General features: G+C 58.3%; 23 protein-coding genes. 12 read left to right on the top strand and 11 right to left on the bottom strand.

Going from position 1 to position 26,722, the window contains the following annotated elements; translation table 11 throughout:
* Positions 1-158: 158 nt before the first annotated feature.
* A complete protein-coding gene (locus ACOTXL_RS08820; RefSeq protein ID WP_023315707.1) occupies positions 159-1,391 on the bottom strand; it encodes an MFS transporter in 1,233 nt (410 codons plus the stop codon).
* A 167-nt stretch (positions 1,392-1,558) separates the two neighbouring features.
* On the opposite strand from ACOTXL_RS08820, the gene ACOTXL_RS08815 reads away from it, so the two are divergent.
* The 3 genes from ACOTXL_RS08815 to deoR all read left to right on the top strand — a co-directional run bounded on the left by ACOTXL_RS08815 (position 1,559) and on the right by deoR (position 3,729).
* A complete protein-coding gene (locus tag ACOTXL_RS08815; protein ID WP_032657833.1) occupies positions 1,559-2,287 on the top strand; it encodes a phosphatase PAP2 family protein in 729 nt (242 codons plus the stop codon).
* Positions 2,288-2,294: 7 nt separating this feature from the next.
* Entirely contained in the window at positions 2,295-2,903 is a 609-nt protein-coding gene (ybjG, locus tag ACOTXL_RS08810; RefSeq protein WP_003858405.1) for an undecaprenyl-diphosphate phosphatase, read from the top strand.
* 67 nt (positions 2,904-2,970) lie between these two features.
* Positions 2,971-3,729, top strand: coding sequence for a DNA-binding transcriptional repressor DeoR (gene deoR, locus ACOTXL_RS08805; protein WP_022650678.1), 759 nt, complete (start codon positions 2,971-2,973; stop codon positions 3,727-3,729).
* A 40-nt stretch (positions 3,730-3,769) separates the two neighbouring features.
* On the opposite strand, the gene dacC is transcribed toward deoR, so the two are convergent.
* On the bottom strand, positions 3,770-4,975 hold the full coding sequence (gene dacC, locus ACOTXL_RS08800; RefSeq protein ID WP_022650677.1) for a serine-type D-Ala-D-Ala carboxypeptidase: 1,206 nt from the start codon (positions 4,973-4,975) through the stop codon (positions 3,770-3,772).
* 243 nt (positions 4,976-5,218) lie between these two features.
* Between dacC and ACOTXL_RS08795 the strand changes: the two genes are divergently transcribed.
* Entirely contained in the window at positions 5,219-5,845 is a 627-nt protein-coding gene (locus ACOTXL_RS08795; RefSeq protein ID WP_003858411.1) for a glutathione S-transferase family protein, read from the top strand.
* Here the strand turns inward: ACOTXL_RS08795 and ACOTXL_RS08790 are convergent, their stop codons facing one another.
* Complete coding sequence (locus ACOTXL_RS08790; protein WP_045350685.1) at positions 5,846-6,964, bottom strand: PQQ-dependent sugar dehydrogenase; 1,119 nt, start codon at positions 6,962-6,964, stop codon at positions 5,846-5,848.
* 106 nt (positions 6,965-7,070) lie between these two features.
* Complete coding sequence (gene bssR / locus ACOTXL_RS08785) at positions 7,071-7,454, bottom strand: biofilm formation regulator BssR (RefSeq protein WP_003858412.1); 384 nt, start codon at positions 7,452-7,454, stop codon at positions 7,071-7,073.
* A gap of 216 nt (positions 7,455-7,670) precedes the next feature.
* Between bssR and rimO the strand changes: the two genes are divergently transcribed.
* Positions 7,671-8,996, top strand: coding sequence for a 30S ribosomal protein S12 methylthiotransferase RimO (gene rimO / locus ACOTXL_RS08780; RefSeq protein WP_045350686.1), 1,326 nt, complete (start codon positions 7,671-7,673; stop codon positions 8,994-8,996).
* A 63-nt stretch (positions 8,997-9,059) separates the two neighbouring features.
* On the opposite strand, the gene gsiD is transcribed toward rimO, so the two are convergent.
* Genes gsiD through iaaA form a run of 5 tightly spaced genes read right to left on the bottom strand, consistent with a single transcriptional unit; the run spans position 9,060 to position 15,282 of the window.
* Positions 9,060-9,971 carry a glutathione ABC transporter permease GsiD gene (gene gsiD / locus ACOTXL_RS08775; protein ID WP_003858425.1) on the bottom strand — a complete coding sequence of 304 codons (912 nt, stop codon included), beginning with the start codon at positions 9,969-9,971 and terminating at the stop codon, positions 9,060-9,062.
* A gap of 1 nt (position 9,972) precedes the next feature.
* Positions 9,973-10,893, bottom strand: coding sequence for a glutathione ABC transporter permease GsiC (gene gsiC / locus ACOTXL_RS08770; protein WP_006809475.1), 921 nt, complete (start codon positions 10,891-10,893; stop codon positions 9,973-9,975).
* Positions 10,894-10,898: 5 nt separating this feature from the next.
* A complete protein-coding gene (gene gsiB, locus ACOTXL_RS08765; protein ID WP_045350687.1) occupies positions 10,899-12,437 on the bottom strand; it encodes a glutathione ABC transporter substrate-binding protein GsiB in 1,539 nt (512 codons plus the stop codon).
* Positions 12,438-12,460: 23 nt separating this feature from the next.
* Entirely contained in the window at positions 12,461-14,332 is a 1,872-nt protein-coding gene (gsiA, locus tag ACOTXL_RS08760; RefSeq protein ID WP_023324373.1) for a glutathione ABC transporter ATP-binding protein GsiA, read from the bottom strand.
* A gap of 11 nt (positions 14,333-14,343) precedes the next feature.
* Entirely contained in the window at positions 14,344-15,282 is a 939-nt protein-coding gene (gene iaaA / locus ACOTXL_RS08755) for a beta-aspartyl-peptidase (protein WP_023315701.1), read from the bottom strand.
* A 189-nt stretch (positions 15,283-15,471) separates the two neighbouring features.
* On the opposite strand from iaaA, the gene moeA reads away from it, so the two are divergent.
* Together moeA and moeB are read left to right on the top strand one after the other, a co-directional pair.
* Entirely contained in the window at positions 15,472-16,704 is a 1,233-nt protein-coding gene (moeA, locus tag ACOTXL_RS08750) for a molybdopterin molybdotransferase MoeA (RefSeq protein WP_022650670.1), read from the top strand.
* Position 16,705: 1 nt separating this feature from the next.
* Complete coding sequence (gene moeB / locus ACOTXL_RS08745; RefSeq protein ID WP_032608915.1) at positions 16,706-17,458, top strand: molybdopterin-synthase adenylyltransferase MoeB; 753 nt, start codon at positions 16,706-16,708, stop codon at positions 17,456-17,458.
* Between the two features lie 89 nt (positions 17,459-17,547).
* Here the strand turns inward: moeB and fsa are convergent, their stop codons facing one another.
* Positions 17,548-18,210 (bottom strand): fructose-6-phosphate aldolase, encoded by a 663-nt coding sequence (gene fsa, locus ACOTXL_RS08740; RefSeq protein WP_017384896.1) that lies wholly within the window; start codon positions 18,208-18,210, stop codon positions 17,548-17,550.
* A gap of 127 nt (positions 18,211-18,337) precedes the next feature.
* Between fsa and ACOTXL_RS08735 the strand changes: the two genes are divergently transcribed.
* From ACOTXL_RS08735 to ACOTXL_RS08720, 4 genes are all read left to right on the top strand, one after another.
* Positions 18,338-19,237, top strand: coding sequence for a glycyl-radical enzyme activating protein (locus ACOTXL_RS08735; protein WP_008501194.1), 900 nt, complete (start codon positions 18,338-18,340; stop codon positions 19,235-19,237).
* Positions 19,238-19,241: 4 nt separating this feature from the next.
* On the top strand, positions 19,242-21,674 hold the full coding sequence (locus tag ACOTXL_RS08730; protein WP_045350688.1) for a formate C-acetyltransferase/glycerol dehydratase family glycyl radical enzyme: 2,433 nt from the start codon (positions 19,242-19,244) through the stop codon (positions 21,672-21,674).
* 155 nt (positions 21,675-21,829) lie between these two features.
* The gene (locus ACOTXL_RS08725; RefSeq protein WP_023324370.1) at positions 21,830-22,645 is read left to right on the top strand and encodes a Cof-type HAD-IIB family hydrolase; all 816 of its coding nucleotides are present in this window, start codon (positions 21,830-21,832) and stop codon (positions 22,643-22,645) included.
* A gap of 151 nt (positions 22,646-22,796) precedes the next feature.
* Positions 22,797-24,053 carry a DUF1479 domain-containing protein gene (locus ACOTXL_RS08720; protein ID WP_023324369.1) on the top strand — a complete coding sequence of 419 codons (1,257 nt, stop codon included), beginning with the start codon at positions 22,797-22,799 and terminating at the stop codon, positions 24,051-24,053.
* Here the strand turns inward: ACOTXL_RS08720 and ACOTXL_RS08715 are convergent.
* Positions 24,050-25,123: a LacI family DNA-binding transcriptional regulator gene (locus tag ACOTXL_RS08715; RefSeq protein ID WP_045346767.1), complete on the bottom strand. Its 1,074-nt coding sequence runs from the start codon at positions 25,121-25,123 to the stop codon at positions 24,050-24,052. The genes ACOTXL_RS08720 and ACOTXL_RS08715 overlap by 4 nt on opposite strands.
* Before the next feature lie 288 nt (positions 25,124-25,411).
* On the opposite strand from ACOTXL_RS08715, the gene ACOTXL_RS08710 reads away from it, so the two are divergent.
* Positions 25,412-26,713, top strand: coding sequence for an MFS transporter (locus ACOTXL_RS08710; RefSeq protein ID WP_023324367.1), 1,302 nt, complete (start codon positions 25,412-25,414; stop codon positions 26,711-26,713).
* Positions 26,714-26,722: the final 9 nt, after the last annotated feature.

The following is a 26,722-nucleotide window of genomic DNA, read 5'->3' as shown; positions in this document are numbered from 1 at the left end:
ACGCCTCAGCGATTTACAGCCGGACCGAGGCATCGCTGAAAGCCCTCAGTTATTCTGAGGCAACGTTATCGCTTTTGCTTTCAAATTACTGGGGATCCCTCAGCCCACAGGGAGAGGGAACTGTCCCGAGCTCGCCCAGGGGGGAGAGGGAATAAGGATTACGGTTGCAGGGCATTTCCGACGCGTTTGTCCTTCAGGAACACCACCATCAGACCTACCCACAGCACACCGTTGGCGAGATTGAACAGGCTGAAGAGCCCGTTTCCGCCAAAAGCATAAGCATGCTTGCTCACCTCAATTCCGACGGTGAAAATCAGCATTTGCAGCATCCCCATCGCGGCAGACACCGTGCCTTTACTCATTTCACTGGCGAACAGCGTCAGGCGTACCAGACCGGCATTCGCCACGCCGATACCAAACGCGTAAATGCTCAGCCCCGCCGTCATCCACAGGTACGCATGAGACGAGGCTACGGTCGCCACCGCCGCGATAATCAGCCCTGCCGCTATGGGCCAACCGCCCATAATAATCAGCGAACGCACGGTACGGCGTGACGTCAGACGCGCCAGCACCAGGTTACCGATAATCAGCGCGCCAAAAATCGGCACCTGTAACAGGCCATACTCATAGCTGCTAAGCTGTTCGCCGCTGATGATAATGACCGGCGACTGGGCAATCCACGCCAGCAGCGGCAGGCTGACAAAGCCCGTCGCCAGCGCGCCCGCGACAAAACGGCCGTTTTTCAGCACCGCCTTATAATCACGCCCCAGCTCTTTAAGCGAGAGCTTTTCGCCCAGGCGGGTGGCGGTCTCCGGCATCGCACGGTGCAGACCAAAGAAAGAGATGGCCGCAAGCGCGGCAAAGAGCACGAACATCCCTTCCCACGGCGCGACGTGGACCCATGCGGCTCCCACCAGCGGCCCCAGAAGCGGTGCAATCAGCGCCACGTTCGCCATCAGCGCGGTAATTTTGATACATACCGCCTCCTCAAACGACTCCTGAATAGCGGCGTAGCCCACGGCACCAATAAAGCACAGGCTCACGCCCTGAAGGAAACGCAGCAACGTAAACTGCTCAATGTTCTGCGCCAGCAGCGTGGCGAGACAGGTGACGATAAACCATACCACGCCCGTCAGCATCACCGGGCGGCGGCCAATACGATCCGACAGCGGCCCTAAAAGCCACTGTAAAAACATGCCGCCCGCGAGATAGGCGGTCATCGATGTAGGTACCCACTCAATACCTGCGTTGTACTGCTCAACCACAGCCAGCATGCCTGGCTGGATCATGTCGTTGCCGATGTAGGTAGAGAATTCGTAAAGCACCAGACACAGAGGAAAAAGTAACGCCTGACGACCCAGACGATTACCGGAAGAAGAACGGTTTATCATGCAATCTCTTTAATATGAAAAAATCGCGATGAGTGTAATGAATTGTCGCTGTCTGAGATAGCAAATTAACGTGAAAAAACAGAAATAAGGCACTTATCGTTGTTGTTTAAGGTTTCCTTAAGTTGCCCTCCTTATGATAGTGCTATTTCACGTTATTGACCGAAACTATGACACACGCCGTCAGCCCTTCAGAATTATCTAAGTTACCGACAAATAAGACAAAACGCCTTTACCGTTTGCCTGCCCGCTTTTATGGTTATCAGCTTTTCGTGCTGATCGTCCTTGCGCTGCTTTTTACCTGGCTTTCGCGCGATGAATCGCTTGACCGATGGATCACCGGCTTCTGGTATGACGCGGCGACGCATCATTTCCCGCTACAGCAAAATCCGCTGCTGGATCTGCTCAACCATCGGCTGGCGAAATATGTGGCCATTGCCCTGGCCGTCATCGCGCTGGTTTACGGGACTTACAGACGCAATGCCCGGCTGGTGACAGCCGCGCTTCTGATGGGTCTGGGCGCGCTCGTTGTAGGAGCCCTGAAAAGCATGAGCCACCACAGCTGTCCGTGGGATCTGGTGGAGTATGGCGGCAAAGCCGTCTCGTATCCCCTGTTCAGCGCGATTCCGGCAGACAGCGGACCGGGACGCTGCTTTCCCGGCGGCCACGCCTCAAGCGGGTTTATGGTGATGGGGCTGTTTTTTGCCTTCTGGCGTGAACGTCCACGCCTGGCCTGGACCTTTGTCGCGTTGGGCGTTGTTATGGGGCTGCTGATGGGATTCGGGCAGGTCATGCGCGGCGCGCATTTTTTCTCTCACAACCTGTGGGCCGGGTGGTGGGTCTGGTTTTCCCAGGTGCTGGTTTACGGGCTGGTTTCCGCCTGGTTTGCTAAAGAGTAACGAGATTATGTTAGAAAATCTGAACTACGAACTGTTTTACCTGCTCAACGCCACGCCGTCGTCACCGGAATGGATGATCGATCTCGCCACCTTCATTGCGAAAGATGTGATCAGCATCGTACCGGCGCTGGCGGTGATCCTCTGGTTATGGGGACCTCGTACACAGGTCACCGCCCAGCGCCATCTGGTGATCAAAATGGCGATGGCGATCGGCGTCAGCGTGCTGGCAAGCTACGTGCTGGGCCACGCCTTCCCACACGATCGTCCGTTTGTCGATCGCGTCGGCTACAACTTCCTGCACCATGCGCCGGACGACTCGTTCCCGAGCGATCACGGCACGGTGATCTTCACCTTTGCGCTGGCCTTCCTGTTCTGGCATCGCCTGTGGTCCGGCGTAGTGCTGATGGGCGTGGCGGTCGCCATCGCCTGGTCCCGCGTCTACCTGGGCGTGCACTGGCCGCTGGATATGGTCGGCGGTTTCCTGGTGGGACTGATGGGCTGCGTCAGCGCAGCCATCCTGTGGAGCCTCTTTGGTCCGGCGCTTTATCGTGGATTATCACAGGCCTATCGCGTTCTGTTTGCCCTTCCGATCCGCAAAGGCTGGATACGTGACTAACCCCGGTCCGTCAGGTTACACTTGAGCCCCCGCCCTGCGGGGGCTCACTTTTTTAGCCCGAGGATCTATGGAAACACGTCGCGATGACCGCATTGCTCAGCTGCTCCAGGCGCTGAAGCGCAGCGATAAGCTGCATCTTAAGGAAGCCGCTACCCTGCTTGGCGTGTCTGAAATGACCATTCGTCGCGATCTGAACAGCGACAGCGCCCCCGTTGTGCTGCTTGGCGGGTATATTGTTCTGGAGCCGCGTAGCGCCAGCCATTATCTGTTAAGCGATCAAAAAACACGCCTGGTGGAGGAGAAGCGCAAAGCCGCGCGGCTCGCCGCCTCGCTGGTGCAGCCGCATCAAACGCTTTTTTTTGACTGCGGTACGACAACCCCGTGGATCATCGAGGCCATCGACAGCACCGTTCCCTTTACCGCCGTCTGTTATTCGCTAAACACCTTCCTGGCCTTGCAGGAGAAACCGGCGTGCCGGGTGATTTTGTGTGGCGGCGAATTTCATGCCAGCAACGCCATTTTCAAACCGCTGAATATTCAGGACACGCTGAGCAATGTATGCCCGGATATCGCCTTTTACTCTGCGGCGGGCGTGAATGTGAAACAGGGGGCAACCTGTTTTAATCTTGAAGAGTTACCGGTGAAACAGTGGGCGCTCAACGCCGCACAGCAGCATGTGCTGGTGGTTGATCACAGTAAATTTGGCAAGGTCCGTCCGGCAAGAATGGGAGAGCTGTCGCGCTTTGACGCCATCGTCAGTGATTGCCGCCCGGATGACGAGCTGGTGGCATACGCGAAAGCGCAGCAGGTGAAGTTGATGTATTGAGGTTATGCCGGGTAAGGCGAAGCCGCCACCCGGCAAAAACTTAGCTGAACCAGCTGCCAAACCAGCCGTGGAATTTCATTAACACAAAGTCCCATATCCGGCTGAAGAAGCCGCCCTCTTCCACCGCTTCCATTACCACCAGCGGACGCTGCTCAATGGATTTGCCGTTAAGCTGGAAATCTATCGTCCCGACCACCTGGCCTTTTTTTAACGGCGCGGTCAGCTGTGGCTCGGTCAGGGTATAGCTGGCTTTCAGGTTTTTCAGCTGGCCGCGTGGAATGGTGACGGACCCCGCTTCACCTGCCCCCAGGTTTACTTCACTTTTATCACCAAACCAGACGCGCTGGCTGACGAAGGTGGCGTCCGGCTTAATCGGCGTGACGGTTTCAAAGAAGCGGAAACCCCAGGTCAGCAGTTTTTCTGACTCGTTAAAACGAATGCGGTCGGTTTTCGTGCCCAGCACCACCGAGATCAGGCGCATATCGCCCTGCGTCGCAGAAGCCACCAGGTTGTATCCGGCCCCGGCAGTTGTACCGGTTTTCATGCCGTCCACGTTAACGTTACTGCTCCAGAGCAGGCGGTTACGGTTAGGCTGGCGAATATTATTGAAGGTAAACTCTTTCTCTTTATGGATGGCGTACTCATCCGGAACGTCATGGATCAGCGCTTTGCCCAGCAGCGCCATATCGCGCGCGGTACTGAACTGACCCGGCGCATCCAGGCCGTGAACGGTTTTAAAGGTGGTATTGGTCAGACCCAGTTTTTTCGCGTAGCCATTCATCAGCCCAATAAACGAGTCCTGACTGCCCGCGACGTAATCGGCCAGCGCAATACAGGCATCATTTCCCGACTGAATAATGACCCCTTTATTCAGATCGGAAACGGAGACCTGATCACCGGGCTTCAGGAACATCACGGACGAGCCGCGCAGCGCCGGGTTACCGGTCGCCCAGGCATCTTTCCCGACGGTGACCATGTCATTCAGCTTGATCTTGCCTGCTTTTAACGCCTGGCCGACCACATAGCTGGTCATAATTTTCGTCAGGCTCGCCGGGTCGAGTTTTTCGTCGGCGTTACCTTCCGCCAGCACTTTCCCGCTGGCGTAATCCATCAGGATCCAGGCGCGCGCATCAACAGGCGGCGCTTCGGGCGCTGTCTGTTCCGCCGCATGAAGCGTTGGGGCAAAAAGGAAAAGCAGCGCCGAGCCTGCCGCCAGGCTGCGCAGAGAAGAAGTTTTTTGCGTCATAAATGCCACCCGAGTGTCCATTCTAAAAATCACGTCACAATCACCGTGTCGCAAGAAGCGATGAGTAATAGCGCACTACAGCCTTCAAAGAAACCTGTTCCAGGTAAAGTTTTTAAAGTTTATGCAATAACATTCAGATACGCTTTGATTGCGGCGTTTTTTTTAGCATCTGTTGCGTAATTGTTAGGTTTATCTCACCATGGCGAAAAGCTGACTCGGATTCACATCTCATCGGGAGTAAATATGATTACGCTGTGGGGCAGGAACAATTCGACTAACGTGAAGAAAGTGCTCTGGACGCTGGAGGAGCTGGATTTACCGTTCAACCAAATTATGGCTGGCATGGCGTTCGGGGTGAATAAAGACGCCGACTATCTGGCGATGAACCCAAACGGGCTGGTGCCGTTGCTGCGCGATGACGAGACAGACGCCACGCTGTGGGAGTCCAATACCATTGTGCGTTATCTCGCCGCGCAGTACGGCCAGGGTCGCCTGTGGGTTGAAAATCCGGCCCAGCGCGCGCAGGGCGAAAAATGGATGGACTGGGCAAACCAGACGCTTTCCCCCACGCACCGCGTGATCCTGATGGGGCTTATCCGTACGCCGGAAGCCGATCGTGATTATCCCGCCATTCATGCCGCCCAGGACGCGTGCGAGTCGCTGTTTGCGATGATGGACGACGAACTGGCGAAGCATACCTGGTTCTCCGGCGACACGTTCGGCGTGGGCGATATCGCCGTCGCCCCCTTCGTCTGGAACCTCACTAACATGGGTCTCAGCTGGACCCCGCGCCCTCACCTTGAGCGCTGGATCCAGCAGCTCAGCGAGCGCCCGGCGTATCGCAACGTGGTGATGATCCCGGTGACCTGATTACGACCCGGACGGGCTGACTTTCCAAAGCTGCCCGTCCGTCTCGTCGGTCAGCACGTACAGATAACCATCCGGCCCGACGCGCACATCGCGGATACGCTGATCTTTATCCCCAAGAATTCGCCCATCCTCCGTCACGGTATTACCCTTCACGCTCAGCACGATGACGTCTTTCTCCTTCAGCGCGCCGATAAACAGCTTGTTTTTCCACTGCGGGAAGACGTCGCTGTTGTAGAACGCCATGCCGCTGACGGCGGGCGACACTTTCCAGACAAACAGTGGTTTTTCAGTGCCCTCAACGTGCTCGCCTTTCGCTTCCGGGATTTTCAGCCCGCTGTAATTGATCCCGTGCGTCGCCAGGGGCCAGCCGTAGTTTTTGCCCTTCTCAGGAATGTTAATCTCATCCCCACCGCGTGGTCCGTGTTCGTTGAGCCACAGCGTGTCACTCCACGGGTTCATCGCCATTCCCTGCGGGTTGCGAATGCCATAGGACCAGATTTCCGGGCGCGCTCCGGCGGTGTTCACAAACGGATTATCCGGTGGCACTTTTCCGTCCTCCGTCAGGCGCACCACCTTGCCCTGAAGCTTGTCCAGATCCTGCGCCGTCGGGCGCTGGTTGTTTTCACCCAGGCCAATAAAGAGATGGCCTTTGCCGTCGAACACCAGCCGTCCGCCAAAGTGGTTGCCGGTAGAGAGCTTCGGCATCTGTCGGAACACCACCTGGAAGCCCTCAATGCGCGACAGGTCATCGCTCAACCGCCCATAGCCCACCGCGGTACCCGCTTTGCCATCATTACCTGCCTCGGCGAAGCTGAGCCAGACCCGCCGTGATTGTGCAAAATCCGGGGCCAGCGCGACGTCCAGCAGTCCGCCCTGGCCGCTCGCCCACACTTTCGGCACGCCGACAATCGGATCGGAGAGCCCTTTCCCTGCCTGCCAGTGCTTAAGCTGCCCGTCTTTGAGCGTGATGAGCAGCCCCTTGTTATCTGGCAGAAACGCCAGCGACCAGGGGTGATCCAGTTTTGTCTGTAGCACGTCGACCTTAACCGTCTCAGGCGCTGCAAGCAGTGAAAGCGGGAATAACAAGACTGGAAGGAAAATCAGCGAGGATCGAGGCATAACGCACTCCTTTATCGACATATGGCTTAAAGATTAGCCACTGTTCCCGGGTGCGTTACCACTTTTACAAAAGCTTAATCAGAAGGGGGAGTTGCCTCCCCCGGGTTCAGTGCCGGGCAAGCGTTTCCGGCTTGTTCAGACACATGATGCAAAGCGCGAGCGTGGTCAGGCAGTTTTCAAGCTTCTCCGCGTTAACGGCAATAAAATTCGGGCAGTCGTGACGTCCGTTCATCAAACAGACCCCGGCGATGGAGAGCACCTCGGCGGCGCGGCGCAGCGCCACTAATTCGCTTTCAGCGTAGTGCGCTTTCAGGATGGGTGCTTTTTCACGCATGAAATTGCAAAGTTCAAAGAAGTTATCACGCAGATTTTCGCTTTCGCTGACTGACATATACCCTTTCGCCTTGCGGAGTTGCAGATATGCAGCCAGGTCGATTCGGGCGTTGATCAGCTTGTTAAGCAGATCGCGTTTCAGTCTGTCAACGGACATGCTATTCCTCCTCTGTCAGCCATGTTACCTCATTAAGAATAAGGTCATTTTTTGTACAATGTAATGCCTGGGATCAATAAACGATAACTGATTAACATTCTTTACAATGTTACAACGATTGCCGGCCTCAACTGCGCCATCAAGAGTGTATAAATCCCCTGCGATACGCTGTAAAATCCCGCCCTGATAACTCCATAATTGATTAATTTTTAACCTATGAGCAATGTTACGCACCCGCCGAAAATCGGCTTTGTCTCCCTGGGCTGCCCGAAGAACCTGGTGGACTCCGAACGCATCCTGACTGAACTTCGCACTGAAGGCTATGACGTGGTGCCAAGCTACGACAACGCCGACATGGTGATCGTCAACACCTGCGGCTTTATCGACAGCGCGGTTCAGGAATCCCTGGAAGCCATTGGTGAAGCCCTGACGGAAAACGGCAAAGTGATTGTGACCGGCTGCCTGGGCGCAAAAGAAGACCAGATCCGTGAAGTGCACCCGAAGGTGCTGGAGATCACCGGTCCACACAGCTACGAGCAGGTGCTGGAACATGTTCATCACTACGTCCCCAAACCAAAGCACAACCCGTTCCTGAGCCTGGTGCCGGAACAGGGCGTGAAGCTGACGCCGCGCCACTACGCCTACCTGAAAATTTCCGAAGGCTGCAACCATCGCTGCACCTTCTGCATCATCCCGTCGATGCGTGGCGATCTGGTGAGCCGTCCGATTGGCGAGGTGCTGGCAGAAGCCAAACGCCTGGCCGACGCGGGCGTGAAGGAGCTGCTGGTCATCTCCCAGGACACCTCCGCCTACGGCGTGGACGTTAAACACCGTTCCGGTTTCCACAACGGTGAGCCAGTGAAAACCAGCATGGTCGGCCTGTGCGAGCAGCTGGCTAAGCTCGGGATCTGGACGCGTCTGCACTACGTCTACCCGTACCCGCACGTTGACGATGTGATCCCGCTGATGGCGGAAGGCAAAATCCTGCCGTACCTGGATATCCCGCTACAGCATGCCAGCCCGCGCATTCTGAAGCTGATGAAACGCCCTGGCTCCGTTGACCGCCAGCTGGCGCGCATCAAGCAGTGGCGTGAAATCTGTCCGGATCTGACCCTGCGCTCCACCTTTATTGTCGGCTTCCCGGGTGAAACCGAAGAAGATTTCCAGATGCTGCTCGACTTCCTGAAAGAGGCGCGTCTGGATCGCGTCGGCTGCTTCAAGTACAGCCCGGTTGAAGGCGCAACGGCCAACGAGCTGGCGGACCAGGTACCGGAAGAGGTAAAAGAGGAGCGCTGGAACCGCTTTATGCAGCTGCAACAGCAGATCTCTGCTGAACGCTTGCAGGAGAAAGTGGGCCGCGAAATTCTGGTGATTATCGACGAAGTGGACGAAGAAGGCGCGATTGGCCGCAGCATGGCGGATGCGCCTGAAATCGGCGGCGCGGTGTACCTGAACGGCGAAACCAACGTCAAGCCGGGCGATATTATTCGCGTGAAGATCGAAAACGCCGACGAGTATGATTTGTGGGGCAGCCGGGTTTAATCTCCCCACGCCTCTGTTCCAGGCCGGGTAAGGCGTCGCCGCCACCCGGCACATTCCACAGCACTACCCTTTTATCCGCGGATCCAGCGCGTCGCGCAGCCCATCCCCCAGTAAATTAAACGCCAGCACGGTCAGGAAAATCGCCAGGCTCGGGAAGATCGCCACGTGTGGCGCAATCACCATATCCGCCCGCGCCTCGTTCAGCATCGCGCCCCACTCCGGCGTCGGCGGCTGTGCGCCTAACCCCAGAAACGACAGGCTGGCCGCCGAGATAATCGACACGCCTATGCGCATGGTGAAATAGACCACGATAGACGAGACCGTTCCCGGCAGAATATGGCTGAACAGGATGGTGGCATCGCTGGCTCCCATGCTGCGCGCCGACTCGATAAATGTCTGCTGCTTCAGCACCAGCGTGTTGCCACGTACCAGACGCGCGAAAGCGGGAATCGAGAATACCGCCACGGCGATGATGACGTTCGCCATGCCGCTGCCCATCACCGCCACCACGGCAATCGCCAGCAGAATACCAGGAAAGGCAAACAGCACATCGCAGATACGCATGATGATGCGGTCCCACCAGCCTTCGTAGTACCCGGCCACCAGCCCCAACACGGTGCCAATTGCTGCGCCCATCAGCACCGCAAAGACCCCGGCCGCCAGCGAGATCTGCGCCCCTACCAGCACGCGGCTGAAAATATCGCGCCCGAGCGAGTCCACGCCAAACCAGTGCATCATCGACGGTCCATCGTTCAGCCGGTCGTAATCGAAGTAGTTTTCCGCATCAAACGGGGCTAACCAGGGGGCGATAATCGCCACCAGGATCAGCAGTAACACAAACAACCCGGCGACCATAGCGACGGGCTGACGACGGAATCGACGCCAGAACTCAATCCACGGGGTGCGAATATGGTCCGGCCTGATCCCCGGCATAGCGTTTAAAATGGCCTGGCGACGCCAGTTCAGTAATCGCATCTTACTTATACCTGATGGCCGGGTTAATGGCGGCGTACAGCACATCCACCACTAAGTTGATAAGAATAAACTCCAGCGAGAAAAGCAGGACTTCAGCCTGAATGACCGGATAGTCACGCATATCGACCGAGTCGACCAGCAGGCGCCCCAGCCCCGGCCAGTTGAAGACCTTCTCAACCACAATAGAGCCGCCCAGCAGGAAGCCGAACTGTAGCCCCATCATCGTGACTACCGGTATCATCGCATTACGAAAACCATGCTTCAGAATGACCCATTTCTCACTCACCCCTTTTGCCCGCGCGGTGCGAATGTAATCTTCGCTCAGCACGTCGACAAACGAGGCGCGGGTAAACCGGGCCATCACCGCCGCAACGGCCGCGCCAAGCGTCATAGAGGGAAGAATGTAGTGCTTCCAGGTGTCGGCCCCGACGGTCGGCAACCAGCCCAGCTCAACGGAGAAAATCTGCATCAGTAGCATGCCCAGCGCAAACGCCGGGAAAGAGATGCCGGTGACCGCCAGCGCCATACCGAGCTTATCCGGCCAGCGGTTGCGCCAGACGGCGGCGACAATCCCCGCGCCCAGGCCAAACACAACCGCCCAGCTCATACTGGCAATCGTTAACCAGAAGGTAGGCATAAAGCGGCTGGCAATCTCCTCCGACACCGGACGACGCGACACCATTGAGATGCCGAAATCGCCCTGAAGGACATTGCCAATGTAACGCAGAAATTGCCTGTACAGCGGCTGGTCAAGACCGAGCTGTTTACGCACCAGTTCAATAACCGTCGCATCCGCTTCCGGTCCGGCAATCAAACGCGCCGGATCGCCGGGCAGCATATGGACAAACAAAAACACCAGCACGGCCACAATCAGCAGCGTCGGGATAAGCCCCAGCAGGCGTTTACACACATAATTCAGCATGAGTTTTATTTTAAATCCGCGTCATCAAAGCTAAAGCCCGTATCCGGCATGATGTAAAAACCGGTCAGCGCTTTGTTGTGGGCTGAGACCAGTTTTTCCACCACCAGCGGCACCCACGGCGACTCTTTCCAGATAATGTCCTGCGCCTCTTTGTACAGGCGCGCTTTCTCTTCCGGTTTGGTGGTTTTCAGGGCATCGGCCAGATCTTTATCCACCTGCGGATTACTGTAGAACGCGGTATTGAACAGCGTTGGCGGCCAGTTCTGGGAAGCGAACAGCGGCGACAGGGACCAGTCCGCTTCGCCGGTTGAAGCCGTCCAGCCGGTGTAGAACATCCGCACGCCGCTCTCTTTCTGCCCTTTGCCTTCTACTTCCGCCGCTCGCTGTCCGGCATCCATCGCCGTGACCCTGGCTTTAATGCCCACCTGCGCCAGCTGCTGCTGGGTAAATTGCAGCACCTTCTGCGCGGTACTGTGGTTATGAGACGACCACAGCGTGGTGCTAAAGCCGTTCGGATAGCCCGCCTCTTTCAGCAGCTCCCGCGCTTTCGCCGGATCGTACGGCCATGGCTGGTAGCTCTGCGCATACTCGATGGCTGGCGGCATCACGCCCGTCGCGGGAGTGGCGTAACCGGCAAAGGCCACCTTCACCAGCGCCTGACGGTTAATGGCGTAGTTGATGGCTTCGCGCACCTTCGGGTTATCGAACGGTTTCTGCGTGACGTTCATGCTGATGTAGCGCTGCATAATCGACGGGCTGGCCACCAGCTCCAGCTTGCTGTTTTTCGCCAGCAGCGCCGCCTGTTCGTAAGGGATCGGGAAGGCAAACTGCGCTTCGCCGGTTTGCAACATCGCGGCACGGGTATTGTTGTCCACGACAGGACGCCAGGTGATTGTATCCAGCTTCGGCAGCCCCTGCTGCCAGTATCCGGCGAATTTTTTCACCTTCACAAAATCGGTCTGGTTCCAGGTAAGCAGTTCGTACGGCCCGGTTCCCACCGGGTGGAAGCCAATCTCTTTGCCGTATTTTTTCAGGGTGGCGGGCGAAATCATCGCCGTCGCGGGATGCGCCAGAATATTGATAAACGCCGAGAACGGCTCTTTCAGGACGATCTTCACCGTCGCCGGGTCAACCGCCTCGGTGCTGGCGATATTTTTATACAGGTTGTAGCGCTTAAGGCCGTTCTCCGGATTGCTGGCACGGTCCAGGTTGATCTTAACCGCCTCGGCGTTGAAGTCGGTGCCGTCCTGGAACTTCACGCCGGTACGGAGCTTAACGGTATAGACCAGCCCATCGTCCGACACGGTATAGCCTTCCGCCAGCACGTTTTTCAGCTTCATCTCGCGGTCCAGGCCGAACAGCCCCTGGTAGAAAGATTTTGCCACCGCCTGAGAAAGGGTGTCGTTAGCATCATACGGATCCAGCGTCGTGAAGTTAGACCCCACAGCCACCACCACATCTTTCGCCGCGAACGCGGGGGCGGCGGCCAGCGCAGCCGTCACGCTCGCGGCAAGCAGCCATTGACGAGCAACAAAAGGAACCATTGTGTTCTCCTGCCTGTTGTAAGTTATAACCGCGAGAATGCATTGCCCTGACGCGGTGGTGCGACAAAATGACCGGGACCCACCTCACGCAGCGCCACGCGCTCAAGGGTTTCGCCCCGTTTACGAATATTGCTCGGCATTTCGTCCTGCAACAGCACGCGCTGGGCGTGACGATGCTCAGGATCGGCAACCGGTACGGCGGCCATCAGCTTGCGGGTGTACGGGTGCTGCGGGTTTTCAAACACCGCCCGACGGGGGCCGATTTCAACTATTTGCCCCATGTACATCACCGCCACGCGATGGCTGATCCGCTCCACCACCGCCATATCGTGGGAGATAAACAGAAACGCAATGCCTAAATCCCGCTGTAAATCGAGCAGGAGATTGATGATTTGCGCGCGGATGGAGACATCCAGCGCTGACACGGACTCATCCGCAATCACCACCTTCGGATTCAGGGCTAATGCCCGGGCTATGCAGATACGCTGTCGCTGACCGCCAGAAAATTCGTGCGGATAACGCCAGGCATGCTCCGGCTTCAGGCCCACGCGCTCCAGCAGCCACGCGACGCGGCGCTGCGCGTCTTCACCGTCGAGCAGGTTATGCACCCGCAGCGGCTCCATAATCGAGTACCCCACCGTATGGCGCGGATCGAGCGACGCATAAGGATCCTGGAATATAAACTGAATATCCCGGCGTACCGCCTGCAATTTACTGTTAGGTAGCGTGTCGATGCGCTCACCGTTGAAGGTGATGCTCCCCTCCTGCGACGCCACCAGCCTGAGCAGCGCCCGTCCGGTGGTGGATTTACCGCAGCCGGACTCCCCCACCAGCGCCAGCGTTTCGCCCGGCCAGAGATCAAAACTGACGTTTTCAACCGCATGCACTTCGCGCTTCACGCGATTGAGGATCCCGCTACGCAGCGGGAAACGGGTCACCAGGTCACGCACTTCGAGGATTGGCCTGCCGGGAACCACCGTATCCTGCTCGGTTTCGTCTTCCTGCTTACCCTGTTCGGTCTGTGAGATCAGCGGAAAACGGCGCGGAAAATCACTGCCATTCATGGCCCCCAGACGCGGGACCGCCGCCAGCAGCGCTTTGGTATAAGAATGCACCGGCGCATGAAAGACCTGCTCCACCGTGCCGGTTTCCACGGCATTGCCCTGATGCATAACCAGCACCCGATCGGCAATGTCCGCCACCACCCCCATATCGTGGGTGATGAAAATCACCCCCATCTCCATCTCCTGCTGCAACACCTTAATCAGTTGCAGGATCTGGGCCTGAATGGTGACATCCAGCGCCGTGGTGGGTTCGTCCGCAATGAGTACCGCCGGACGGCACGACAGCGCCATCGCAATCATCACCCGCTGGCGCATGCCGCCGGAAAGCTGATGCGGGTAGCGGGACAAAATCGCGTGCGCCTCAGGGATACGCACCAGCTCCAGCATCCGTTTTGCTTCGTTGAGCGCCTCATCACCGCTCAGTCCCTGATGCAGGCGGATAGATTCGGCAATCTGCTCGCCCACCGGGAAAACCGGGTTCAGGGAGGTCATCGGCTCCTGAAAAATCATCGCAATATCTGCCCCGCGCACACCCTGCATCCGGGACGCGCTCAGCTCGTTGAGATCGATAACCTGACGGTTGCGACGGCGCAACAGCATCCGCTCGCTGGTGACCTGCCCGCCCGTCTGCTCAAGCAGACGCATCAGCGCCAGCGCGGTAACGGATTTACCGGAACCTGATTCGCCAACAATCGCCAGCGTCTCGCCGCGCCTGAGCGAAAACGATAAATTCTGTACTGCGGGGATGAACTGCCGCTCTTCCTGAAACGCAATATTCAGTTGGTGGACAGCCAGCACTTCGCAGTTGTCCAGCTCTTCACGGTGCGGCACGCAATGCCCCCTTATTCACGATAAATGCCTGTGCTGGGCGCATCGCCGGCATACCCCCACGCCCGGTACATCCCTTCACTGTTGAACGGCAGAGCCACGTTGCCCTCCCGATCCACCGCAATTAAGCCGCCAATCCCGCCCAGCGCCGGCAGCTTCTCCATCACTACCCGCTCGCAGGCTTCACTCAGGCTTAATCCGCCGTAATCCATTAGTGCGGTAATGTCGTAGGCCGCCAGCGCGCGGATAAACACTTCGCCGGTGCCGGTGCATGACACCGCCGCGGTGGCGTTATTGGCGTAACACCCGGCCCCCGGCAGCGGGCTGTCGCCGACGCGACCGGGAAGTTTGTTGGTCATGCCGCCTGTCGACGTCGCGGCGGCGAGGTTACCGGCTTTATCCAGCGCCACCGCGCCTACCGTGCCCATTTTGCTGCGTTCATCGAGCGGCGCGGCATGGTCCAGCTGCGTCATCCCCGCTGTACGGGCCTCCAGCAGTTGCCGGTAACGCTCCTCGGTGGAAAAAAGCTCGGGCGAGACCGTGTCCATACCGTGCTCGACGGCAAATTTTTCCGCCCCCGCCCCGGCCAGCAGCACATGCGGGCTTTGTTCCATCACCAGACGCGCGGCCAGCACCGGATTACGCAGACGACTGACGCCCGCTACCGCGCCCGCTTTCAGGGTGACGCCGTCCATCACGCAGGCATCCAGCTCGTGCGTTTCATCGCGCGTAAAGACCGAGCCAATACCGGCATTAAACAGCGGACACTCCTCCAGCAGACGCACCGCTTCGGTCACCACGTCCAGCGCGCTGTCGCCCGCTTCCAGCATCCGCTGGCCTGTTTCCACAATGGCGTTCAGCGCATCGATATAACGCTTCTCCTGCTCGGGACTGAGCTGTGCACGGGTGATTGCCCCGGCACCGCCATGAATTGCGATAACCGCTTTACTCATTTCGCATCACCCATCAGCCTGGCTGGCTGCTTTTTCTATAAATATCATTATCGTCGACGAATCTTCAGATGATTTTTGAATATAGAAAGACGCAACTGTGATGTAAAGCGTACACCCATCGGGTCATACAGTTAGCCGCACTTTTCTGCCATAATGAGCGCTTTCGTTGTTACTCCGCAGGAGCCCACCATGGATTTTACCGCCGGACTGATGCCGCTTGAGACGGCACTCTCGCAGATGCTTGATCGTATTACTCCCCTGCACGACGTTGAGACGCTGCCGCTTGTGCGCTGTTTTGGCCGTATTGCCGCGCGCGATATCGTCTCGCCGCTGAACGTGCCGGGGTTCGATAACGCGGCGATGGACGGCTATGCCGTACGTCTGGCGGATCTGCAAACGGGTCAGCCGCTGCCGGTGGCAGGTAAAGCGTTTGCCGGGCAGCCGTTCAACGGTGAGTGGCCAGCGGGCACCTGCGTGCGTATTATGACCGGCGCGCCGGTGCCAAAGGGCTGTGAAGCCGTGGTGATGCAGGAAGAGACCGAACAAACGGACGACGGCGTGCGCTTTACCGCCAGCGTCAAAGCGGGACAAAATATCCGCCACATCGGGGAAGATATTACCCTGGGCGCAACGGTCTTTGCCGCCGGGCAAAAGCTGACGGTCGCCGAACTGCCGGTGCTGGCATCGCTTGGCATCGCGGAGATTGACGTGGTCCGCAAAGTGCGCGTGGCGGTGTTCTCCACGGGAGACGAGCTACAGCTTCCGGGTCAGCCGCTGAACGAGGGGCAGATTTACGACACCAACCGTCTGGCGGTGCACCTGATGCTTGAGCAGCTGGGCTGCGAGGTGATTAACCTCGGTATCATTCCTGACGATCCGCAAAAACTGCGCGCGGCGTTTATCGACGCTGACGCCTCTGCCGACGTGGTGATCAGCTCCGGCGGCGTTTCGGTTGGCGAAGCGGATTACACCAAAACCTTGCTTGAAGAGCTGGGTGAAATCGCCTTCTGGAAGCTGGCGATTAAGCCGGGCAAACCGTTCGCGTTTGGTAAACTTCCGCACAGCTGGTTCTGTGGCCTGCCGGGTAACCCGGTCTCTGCCGCGCTGACCTTCTACCAGCTGGTGATCCCGCTGCTGGCTAAGCTTTCAGGCAACAATGCCAGCCCGCTGCCGGAACGTGTGCGCGTGCGGGCGGCAACGCGCCTCAAAAAATCACCGGGCCGTCTCGATTTCCAGCGCGGCATTCTGGCGCGCAACGCCGACGGCGAGCTGGAGGTGAGCACCACCGGGCATCAGGGTTCGCACATCTTTAGCTCCTTCAGTCAGGGTAACTGCTTTATCGTGCTGGAGCGCGATCGCGGCCACGTTGAGGCGGGCGAATGGGTTGAAGTGGAACGCTTTAACCACCTGTTCGGAGGCTGACATGACGGTGGAACTGAGCGACCCGGAGATGATGCGCTATAACCGCCAGATCGTGCTGCGCGGGTTTGATTTCGAGGGCCAGGAAGCGCTCAAGGCGGCCAGCGTGCTGGTTGTGGGTCTGGGCGGGCTGGGCTGCGCGGCAGCGCAATACCTGGCTGCGGCGGGCGTCGGCAGCATGACGCTGCTGGATTTCGACACCGTGTCGGTGTCCAACCTGCAACGCCAGACGCTGCACAGCGACGCGACGGTCGGTCAGCCTAAAGTGGAATCAGCACGCACGGCACTGGCGCGCATTAACCCCAACGTTCAGTTCACCCTGATTGACGCGATGCTGGATGACGACGCGCTGTTTGCGCAGATTGCACGGCATGACCTGGTGCTGGACTGCACCGATAACGTCGCCATTCGCAACCAGCTCAATGCGGGTTGCTTTGCCCATAAAACGCCGCTGATTTCCGGCGCGGCCATCCGCATGGAGGGGCAAATCACCGTCTTCACCTACGCTGAAGGAGAGCCCTGCTACCGCTGCCTGAGCCGTCTGTTTGGCGAGAATGCCCTCACCTGCGTCGAGGCGGGCGTAATGGCGCCGCTGGTTGGCGTTATCGGTTCCTTGCAGGCCATGGAGGCGATCAAAGTGCTGGCGCACTATGGCACGCCCGCCGCGGGTAAAATCGTGATGTATGACGCGATGACCTGCCAGTTTCGCGAGATGAAGCTAATGCGTAATCCCGGGTGTGAGGTGTGCGAAGGTTAAAGCAAACGGCAACCTTCAGGTTGCCGTTTTAGTGTTTGCTCCCTCTCCCTATGGGAGAGGGTTGGGGTGAGGGCATCAGGCCACACCCATCAAATAGACGTCCGCCCAAACGCCCCCTGCCAGTCCTGCTCAAACTTCACAATTGCCGCATCCACCGCCGGAGAGGTAATAAACTGCTGCGCCACGTCCAGCGGCAGCGTGATGGACTCGCACCCTGCCAGCAGGCAGTCCAGCGCCTGGCGCGGGGTTTTAAAGCTCGCCGCCAGCACTTTTGACTGCGGCGCGTGCAGGGTCAGCAACTGTTGCAGTTCGACCACCGTCTGGATCCCGTCCCCGCCCTGCGCGTCCACGCGGTTCACGTAAGGGGCCACATACTCAGCCCCCGCCAGTGCGGACAACATCCCCTGCGCGGCACCGTACACCGCCGTACCCAGCGTCGGGATCCCTTCCGCTTTCAGCATCTTGATCGCCGCCAGCCCTTCAGCGGTCACGGGCACTTTCACCACCAGGTCATTGATTATCGCGCGCAGCTTACGCGCGTCTTCCACCATCCCCTCGGCAGTCTTCGCCATCACCTGAGCGAACAGCCGGCCCTTGCCGCCCAGCGCGTCGTGCAGCGCGGGCAGCAGCTCTTCCAGGGGGGTTTTACCCGCCGCCACAATGCTTGGGTTAGTGGTCACGCCCGCCAGCGGGAAGATACGCGCCAGCTTTTTGACTGCCGCAACGTCAGATGTGTCGAGATAAAGTTCCATGATGTCACCCTCAAATTTAGCCTGCACTTACCCTATCACAGCAAAACCTGCTCAGGAATTGACCCATATCAAGATAACTTTCATTCGAAAGTAATTTAATCTTCATATGTAATCCGAGGGCAAAAAAATGATCTTCAATATACAGCGTTACTCCACCCACGACGGCCCAGGTATTCGAACCGTGGTATTCCTGAAAGGCTGCTCGCTGGGCTGTCGCTGGTGTCAGAACCCGGAAAGCCGCTCCCGCAGCCGGGACGTGCTGTTTGATGCGCGTCTGTGCCTGGACGGCTGCGACCTGTGCCAGCAGGCGGCACCGGGCTGCATCGAACGCGCGCTGAATGGCCTGGTCATCCACCGCGAAAAGCTGAGTGAAGAGACGCTTGATGCCCTCACCGACTGCTGCCCGACGCAGGCGCTGACCGTTTGCGGCGAAGAACAGCAGGTCGAAGAGATCATGGCGACCGTATTGCGCGATAAACCCTTCTACGACCGCAGCGGCGGCGGGATCACCCTTTCCGGCGGCGAGCCGTTTATGAATCCGGAGCTGGCGCACGCGCTGTTTAAAGCCAGCCACGACCAGGGTATCCACACCGCCGTCGAAACCTGCCTTCACGTGCCGTGGCACTATATTGAGCCGTCATTACCGTACGTCGATCTGTTCCTCGCCGACCTGAAGCATGTCGACGGAGACGTTTTCAAGCAGTGGACGGACGGTTCGGCTAAGCGCATCCTGGACAACCTGAAACGCCTGGCCGCCGCCGGGAAAACGATCACCATCCGCGTGCCGCTGATCCAGGGCTTCAACGCGGATGAAGCCTCCATCACCGCCATTACCAACTTCGCTGCCGATGAACTCGGCGTCCACGATATTCATTTTCTGCCGTATCACACGCTGGGCATGAACAAATACACCCTGCTCGGCCAACCCTACTCTGCCCCTGACAAACCGCTGGATAACCCTGCCCTGCTGGACTTCGCACAGCAGTATGCCTGCCAGAAAGGGTTAACCGCGACCTTACGAGGATAAACTTATGACCACCCTGAATCTCAACACCCTCAGCGAGCGCATCAAGGCGCACAAAACGGCTCTGGTGCATATCGTTAAGCCGCCGGTCTGTACCGAACGCGCGCAGCACTATACCGAAATGTATCAGCAGCATCTGGACAAGCCGATCCCGGTGCGCCGCGCCCTGGCGCTGGCGCATCACCTGGCCAAGCGTACCATCTGGATCAAGCACGACGAGCTGATCATCGGTAACCAGGCCAGCGAAGTGCGTGCCGCGCCGATCTTCCCGGAATATACCGTCTCCTGGATTGAGAAAGAGATTGACGATCTGGCGAACCGTCCGGGCGCGGGCTTTGCGGTGAGCGAAGAGAACAAGCGCGTGCTGCATGCGATCTGCCCGTGGTGGCGCGGCCAGACGGTGCAGGATCGCTGCTACGGCATGTTCACCGACGAGCAGAAAGGCCTGCTGGAAACCGGCATCATCAAAGCCGAAGGCAACATGACCTCCGGCGACGCGCACCTGGCGGTGAACTTCCCGCTGGTGCTGGAGAAAGGTCTCGACGGCCTGCGCGCCAAAGTGGCCGAGCGCCGCTCACGCATCAACCTGACGGTGCTGGAAGACCTGCACGGCGATCAGTTCCTGAAGGCGATCGATATCGTGCTGGAAGCGGTGAGCCTGCACATCAAACGCTTTGCCGAACTGGCGCGTGAAATGGCCTCCACCGAAACCCGCGTAAGCCGCCGCGACGAGCTGCTGGCGATGGCAGAAAACTGCGACGTGATTGCTCACGAGCCGCCAAAAACCTTCTGGCAGGCGCTACAGCTGTGCTACTTCATTCAGCTAATCCTGCAAATTGAGTCCAACGGCCACTCCGTTTCCTTCGCCCGTATGGACCAGTACCTTTACCCGTACTATCGCCGCGACGTGGAGCTGGACCAGAGCCTGGATCGCGAGCACGCCATCGAGCTGCTGCACAGCTGCTGGCTGAAGCTGCTGGAGGTGAACAAAATCCGCTCCGGCTCGCACTCTAAAGCTTCCGCCGGTAGCCCGCTGTACCAGAACGTCACCATCGGCGGCCAGAAGCTGGTTAACGGTGAGCCTATGGACGCGGTGAACCCGCTCTCCTACGCGATTCTGGAATCCTGCGGTCGCCTGCGATCCACCCAGCCTAACCTGAGCGTGCGCTACCACGCGGGCATGAGCAACGACTTCCTCGACGCCTGCGTGCAGGTGATCCGCTGCGGCTTCGGGATGCCGGCGTTCAACAACGATGAAATCGTCATTCCGGAATTCATCAAGCTCGGCGTTGAACGCGACGACGCCTACGACTACGCGGCCATTGGCTGTATCGAAACCGCGGTGGGCGGCAAATGGGGCTACCGCTGCACCGGTATGAGCTTTATCAACTTCGCCCGCGTGATGCTGGCCGCGCTGGAAGGCGGCCGCGACGCCACCAGCGGCAAGGTGTTCCTGCCGCAGGAGAAAGCCCTCTCTGCCGGTAACTTCGATAACTTCGAGGAGGTGATGGCGGCGTGGGACACCCAGATCCGCTACTACACCCGCAAATCCATCGAAATTGAATACGTGGTGGACACTATGCTGGAAGAGAACGTCCACGATATTCTCTGCTCGGCGCTGGTTGACGACTGCATCGAGCGCGCGAAAAGCATTAAGCAAGGCGGCGCGAAGTATGACTGGGTTTCCGGCCTACAGGTGGGGATCGCCAACCTCGGCAACAGCCTGGCGGCGGTGAAGAAGCTGGTGTTTGACCAGGGCGTCATCGGTCAGCAACAGCTGGCGGCGGCGCTGGCGGATGACTTCGAGGGGCTAACCCACGAGCAGCTGCGCCAGCGCCTGATCAACGGCGCGCCGAAGTACGGCAACGACGACGACAGCGTGGACCTGCTGCTGACCCGCGCCTACGAAACCTACATTGAAGAGCTGAAGCAGTATCACAACCCACGCTACGGCCGCGGCCCGATTGGGGGTAACTACTACGCGGGCACGTCGTCTATCTCAGCAAACGTGCCGTTTGGCGCAGCGACCATGGCGACGCCGGACGGGCGTAAGGCGTATACCCCTCTGGCGGAAGGGGCCAGCCCGGCTTCCGGTACCGACCACCTCGGGCCGACGGCGGTGATTGGCTCCGTGGGTAAACTGCCGACGGAAGCGATTCTTGGCGGCGTGCTGCTTAACCAGAAGCTGAACCCGTCGACGCTGGAAAACGACAGCGATCGCCAGAAGCTGATGGTGCTGCTGCGCACCTTCTTCGAGGTGCATAAGGGCTGGCATATTCAGTACAACATCGTCTCGCGCGAAACGCTGCTGGAAGCGAAGAAACACCCGGACCAGTACCGCGACCTGGTAGTGCGCGTCGCGGGCTACTCGGCGTTCTTCACCGCCCTGTCACCGGATGCGCAGGACGATATTATCGCCCGTACTGAGCATACGCTGTAATAGTGTATCCCCTCTCCCTTGAGGGAGAGGGAGAAAACACTAAAAACGGCAACCTCGGTTGCCGTTTTGCTTTTACTTTCGAATGAAATTAAATTTGTGCTCCCCGTCACCTTGTTATTAGAATGTTTCAAAACGCAGTGACCCAGGAGCATAGTATGACCGTAAAAGTTATCGTCACCGATATGGACGGAACTTTCCTTGATGATGCCAAGCAGTACGATCGTGACCGCTTCCAGGCACAGTTTAAACAGCTTAAAGCCCGCAACATTGAATTTGTTGTCGCCAGCGGCAACCAGTATTACCAGCTCATCTCGTTTTTCCCGGAACTGAAGGATCAAATCTCCTTCGTGGCGGAAAACGGCGCGCTGGTCTTCGATCACGGCGAACAGATTTTCCACGGCGAACTGACCCGCCATGAGTCGCAGATCGTGATTGGCGAACTGCTGAAAGACAAAGGGCTGAACTTCGTGGCCTGCGGGCTGGAGAGCGCCTACGTCAGCGATAAAGCGCCGGACGCGTTCGTGGCGCTAATGTCAAAGCACTACCACCGCTTAAAGCGCATCAGCGATTACCGCGACATTGACGACGTGCTGTTTAAGTTCTCCCTGAACCTGCCGGACAGCGATATTCCTAATCTGGTGGATAAACTCCACGTCTCCCTGGACGGCATCATGAAGCCGGTCACCAGCGGCTTTGGCTTTGTCGATTTAATTATCCCCGGCCTGCACAAAGCCAACGGCATCAGCCGCCTGCTGAAGCGCTGGAAAATCTCTCCGCAAGAGTGCGTGGCCATTGGCGACAGCGGCAACGATGCCGAGATGCTGAAGCTGGTGAAATATTCCTTTGCGATGGGCAACGCGGCGGAAAGCATCAAAGAAATCAGCCGCTACAGCACTGACGACAACAACCATCAGGGCGCGCTGAACGTCATTCAGGCCGTGCTCGACAACCACGCTCCTTTCGACGTCTGATCCTTTCCTCGCCGGAGTCCTGCTCCGGCACCCTCACTCATTTTCCCGTCCTGTGGCGCAGGTCAAGTTTTTAAACTTGCATTAACTTATTTTTAACTTAAAGTATCGCTTGTAGACACTTTTACTTTCGAATGAAAGATGCGAGGCAGTTATGACCTTTACCAGTGAAACCTTGCCGGCGGATCACAAAGCGGCAATCCGTCAGTTGAAACGTGAGTTACGCGCGCAGATCGGCGACGTGCAGGCGGTGTTCGACAAGCTCAGCGACAGCATTGCCACCCGCGTGGCGGAAATTAACGCCCTCAAAAATAAAGGTGAATCCGTCTGGCCGGTAATTCCGTTTAACGATGTGAAAAACGGCACGATTACCGACGCGCAGCGCGAGGCCGTTAAGCGCCGCGGCTGCGCGGTGATTAAAGGTCACTTCCCGCGCGAGCAGGCGCTGGCGTGGGATCAGTCGATGCTCGACTACCTCGATCTGAACAAGTTTGACGAGGTGTACAAAGGGCCAGGCGATAACTTCTTCGGCACCCTGACCGCCTCCCGTCCGGAGATTTACCCGATCTACTGGTCGCAGGCGCAAATGCAGGCGCGCCAGAGCGAAGAAATGGCGCAGGTGCAGTCGTTCCTGAACCGCTTATGGACGTTCGAGAGCAACGGCAAGCAGTGGTTCGACCCGGACGTGAGCGTGATTTACCCGGATCGTATCCGCCGCCGTCCGCCGGGAACCACCTCGAAGGGACTCGGCGCGCATACCGACTCCGGCGCGCTGGAGCGCTGGCTGCTGCCTGCCTACCAGCAGGTCTTTGCCCGCGTGTTTGACGGCAACGTTGAGAAATACGATCCGTGGAACGCCGCGCATCGTACCGAAGTGGAAGAGTATACCGTCGATAACACCACCAAATGCTCGGTGTTCCGCACCTTCCAGGGCTGGACGGCGCTGTCGGACATGATCCCCGGTCAGGGGCTGCTGCACGTGGTGCCGATCCCGGAAGCAATGGCCTATATTCTGCTGCGTCCGCTGCTGGACGACGTGCCGGAGGACGAGCTGTGCGGCGTGGCGCCGGGGCGCGTGCTGCCGGTTTCCGAGAAGTGGCACCCGCTGCTTATCGAGGCGCTGACCAGCATTCCTGCGCTGGAGGCGGGTGATTCGGTGTGGTGGCACTGCGATGTGATCCACTCCGTCGCGCCGGTGGATAATCAGCAGGGCTGGGGCAACGTGATGTATATCCCCGCCGCACCGATGTGCGAGAAAAACCTCGCCTACGCGAAGAAGGTCAAGGAAGCGCTGGAAACCGGCGCGTCGCCGGGAGACTTCCCGCGCGAGGATTATGAAAAAACCTGGCAGGACCGCTTTACCGTGAACGATCTCAACATCCACGGCAAACGCGCGCTGGGCATGGTCTAGCTGTCGTACAGCCCTTCCCGCTCCACGGCGGTGCGTCGTTTTCCCTGACGTATCCGCCGTACCGACTCCCGCACGGTCAGCGTGCCGTTCAGCAGCAATGTGCCTACCGGCGCGTCCGGGCGCATGAGCCGCTGCTGGAGCATGTGTACCGCTTCCGTTCCCAGCTCATCGCGGGGAACATGCACGGCCGTTAATGGAACATCCTGAATCGCCGCCAGGTTAAAGCCGTCGATGCTCATCACCGAGACGTCCTGCGGCACGCGCAGGCCGTGGTTTTTTAAGGCGCTGATGGTGCCCGCCGCCATAAAGTCGCCGCCAACCAGGAATGCCGTCGGCAGGTCTTTTCCCTGCTGCTGATTTAGCCAATCGCTCACCAGCTGCTCCGTCTCTCTGGCGCTGAAGCTTGGCACCACCAGCAGATCGCGCTTGTCGTTGAACGCCAGGTTGTGGGACTGCCACGCGTCGCGAATCCCCGACAGGCGCAGCTCCATGGTGTAGCGACGTAGGCACAGCACGTTCATCACCTCGCGGTGCCCCATCTCGAACAGGTACTCCGCCGCCCGCTCGCCGATGGCGCGGTGATCCGGCGCAACGGCAGGCAGACGCATGTGCCGGTCGCGGCAGTTAATCAGCATGCAGGGTTTGCCCACGTCCACCGCCAGATCGTGGATATGCGGATCGTCAATACCAAGAAGAATGGCCGCCTGCGTGTCCGGCTCGTTCATCCGCGCCAGAAACAGCTGGGCGTCGCTGTCGTTCTCCTCCAGCGCGCAGTAGCGCAACCGGACCTCGTGGGAGGCAAGTGCTTTGCTCACGCTCTGGATCACGCGGTAGTAAAAGATGTCGGACCGCTCGTCGAAAGCGCGCTGCGGGGCAAAAACCACCAGGCTGTTAAGCAGCAGACGCCCTGCCGCCATGCCGTCCATTACCCCCAGCTCGCGCGCGCACGCCAGCACCTTTGCACGCGCTTTTTCGCTGGTATTCGCTTTCCCCGCCAGCACCCGCGAAACGGTGCTGATGGAGAGCTGCGTACGGGCCGCGATTTCGGTGATTTTTAGCCTTTTGTCCATTTTGTGATCTGGCTCCATTTGCGAAATGAAAAAATTTTCATAGCGTGTGTGTCAGGCAATAACTGACGTGAATGCCATCATGCCAGAGTGTTTTCGTCGGTTATGAGAAATTTTGCACAAAATCCACTTTTGCCCACTCATTTTCTTCCTTAAGGTGAACTTGTCACACAGCTTCCATACTAGTTGTATAGCAACTTAAGCATTATAAGCGGATTGAAATCAAAGGCATAAAAATCTGTGTGACACCTGAACCTCCGTCCCCTTACCGTCCGTCTTGTGGAGAGTAAAATGAGTCAGGACATCAATAACACCATTGCGACAAGCAAAACCCGTCGCGTCATCAAGAACCTGCGCTGGTACGTGCTGGTGCTGTTTTTGCTGGGCGTCACCGTTAACTACATCACCCGAAATTCCTTAGGTATTCTCGCTCCGGAGCTGAAAGAGAGCCTCGGGATCACCACCGAGCAATACTCCTGGATCGTCGGCGCGTTTCAGATCGCCTATACCATTTTCCAGCCCCTGTGCGGCTGGCTGATTGACGTCATTGGCCTGAAGATTGGCTTTATGGTCTGCGCCGGGATCTGGGCGCTGATGTGTATTTTCCACGCGGGCGCCGGAAGCTGGCTGCACCTGGCCATACTGCGCTTCTTTATGGGGGCTTCAGAGGCCGCCGCCACCCCGGCGAACGCCAAAACCATCGGTGAATGGTTCCCGAAATCAGAGCGTCCCGTTGCTGCCGGCTGGGCAGGCGTGGGCTTCTCCATCGGCGCGATGCTGGCTCCGCCTATCATCTACTTTGCTCACGCCTCGTTCGGCTGGCAGGGGGCGTTCATGTTTACCGGCGTGCTGGCGCTGCTGTGGGTGATCCTCTGGTGGGCGTTCTACCACAACCCCGAGCAGCACCCGAACCTGAGCAAGGACGAGCTGGCGTTTATCAAGCAGGATAACGAACCAGCGCCGGTCAAATTGCCCTTCCTGACCGCGCTGAAAACCGTTTCAAAAAACAAACGTTTCTACGGTATCGCCATTCCGGCCTTTATGGCAGAACCCGCCTGGGCGGTGCTGAGCTTCTGGGTGCCGCTGTACCTCGCCAAAGAGCACGGCATGGACCTGAAGCAGATTGCGATGTTTGCCTGGCTGCCGTTCCTCGCCGCCGACCTCGGCAGCGTGGCGAGCGGCTACCTGACGCGTCTGTATACCCGCCTGTTCGGCTGCTCCCGCGTGAACTCGGTGGTGGCCAGCTCCGTCACAGGCGCGTTTCTGATGATTTCACTGGCGGTCGTCGCCGTAACCCGCGACCCGTATATCACCATCGTGCTGATCTCCATCGGCGGCTTCGGGCACCAGATTATCTCCTGCATGCTGAGCGCGCTGGTGGTGGAGTCCTTCGATAAGGGCCAAATGGCGACCGTCAACGGCATGCGCGGCTCGGCGGCGTGGATCGCCAGCTTCCTGTTCTCGCTGTTAATCGGGGTGACCGCCGACAAAATCGGCTTCAACCCGCTCTTTATCGCCATGGGGTTCTTTGACCTGATTGGCGCTTTCTTCCTGGTAGCATTTATTGCTGAACGTCGCGCCAAGCGCGCCTGATAGTGGATG

This window comes from Enterobacter cloacae complex sp. IR5402, from assembly GCF_049238125.1.
Taxonomy (GTDB): domain Bacteria; phylum Pseudomonadota; class Gammaproteobacteria; order Enterobacterales; family Enterobacteriaceae; genus Enterobacter; species Enterobacter hormaechei_C.
Note: the sequence above shows the minus strand (reverse complement) of the source record. Positions and strands in the feature narration are given on the sequence as shown.

Coding starts and splice junctions, on each gene's coding strand:
- ACOTXL_RS08820 (WP_023315707.1), bottom strand. CDS start 1,391: ATGATAAACCGTTCTTCTTCCGGTAATCGTCTGGGTCGTCAGGCGTTA.
- ACOTXL_RS08815 (WP_032657833.1), top strand. CDS start 1,559: ATGACACACGCCGTCAGCCCTTCAGAATTATCTAAGTTACCGACAAAT.
- ybjG (WP_003858405.1), top strand. CDS start 2,295: ATGTTAGAAAATCTGAACTACGAACTGTTTTACCTGCTCAACGCCACG.
- deoR (WP_022650678.1), top strand. CDS start 2,971: ATGGAAACACGTCGCGATGACCGCATTGCTCAGCTGCTCCAGGCGCTG.
- dacC (WP_022650677.1), bottom strand. CDS start 4,975: ATGACGCAAAAAACTTCTTCTCTGCGCAGCCTGGCGGCAGGCTCGGCG.
- ACOTXL_RS08795 (WP_003858411.1), top strand. CDS start 5,219: ATGATTACGCTGTGGGGCAGGAACAATTCGACTAACGTGAAGAAAGTG.
- ACOTXL_RS08790 (WP_045350685.1), bottom strand. CDS start 6,964: ATGCCTCGATCCTCGCTGATTTTCCTTCCAGTCTTGTTATTCCCGCTT.
- bssR (WP_003858412.1), bottom strand. CDS start 7,454: ATGTCCGTTGACAGACTGAAACGCGATCTGCTTAACAAGCTGATCAAC.
- rimO (WP_045350686.1), top strand. CDS start 7,671: ATGAGCAATGTTACGCACCCGCCGAAAATCGGCTTTGTCTCCCTGGGC.
- gsiD (WP_003858425.1), bottom strand. CDS start 9,971: ATGCGATTACTGAACTGGCGTCGCCAGGCCATTTTAAACGCTATGCCG.
- gsiC (WP_006809475.1), bottom strand. CDS start 10,893: ATGCTGAATTATGTGTGTAAACGCCTGCTGGGGCTTATCCCGACGCTG.
- gsiB (WP_045350687.1), bottom strand. CDS start 12,437: ATGGTTCCTTTTGTTGCTCGTCAATGGCTGCTTGCCGCGAGCGTGACG.
- iaaA (WP_023315701.1), bottom strand. CDS start 15,282: ATGAGTAAAGCGGTTATCGCAATTCATGGCGGTGCCGGGGCAATCACC.
- moeA (WP_022650670.1), top strand. CDS start 15,472: ATGGATTTTACCGCCGGACTGATGCCGCTTGAGACGGCACTCTCGCAG.
- moeB (WP_032608915.1), top strand. CDS start 16,706: ATGACGGTGGAACTGAGCGACCCGGAGATGATGCGCTATAACCGCCAG.
- fsa (WP_017384896.1), bottom strand. CDS start 18,210: ATGGAACTTTATCTCGACACATCTGACGTTGCGGCAGTCAAAAAGCTG.
- ACOTXL_RS08735 (WP_008501194.1), top strand. CDS start 18,338: ATGATCTTCAATATACAGCGTTACTCCACCCACGACGGCCCAGGTATT.
- ACOTXL_RS08730 (WP_045350688.1), top strand. CDS start 19,242: ATGACCACCCTGAATCTCAACACCCTCAGCGAGCGCATCAAGGCGCAC.
- ACOTXL_RS08725 (WP_023324370.1), top strand. CDS start 21,830: ATGACCGTAAAAGTTATCGTCACCGATATGGACGGAACTTTCCTTGAT.
- ACOTXL_RS08720 (WP_023324369.1), top strand. CDS start 22,797: ATGACCTTTACCAGTGAAACCTTGCCGGCGGATCACAAAGCGGCAATC.
- ACOTXL_RS08715 (WP_045346767.1), bottom strand. CDS start 25,123: ATGGACAAAAGGCTAAAAATCACCGAAATCGCGGCCCGTACGCAGCTC.
- ACOTXL_RS08710 (WP_023324367.1), top strand. CDS start 25,412: ATGAGTCAGGACATCAATAACACCATTGCGACAAGCAAAACCCGTCGC.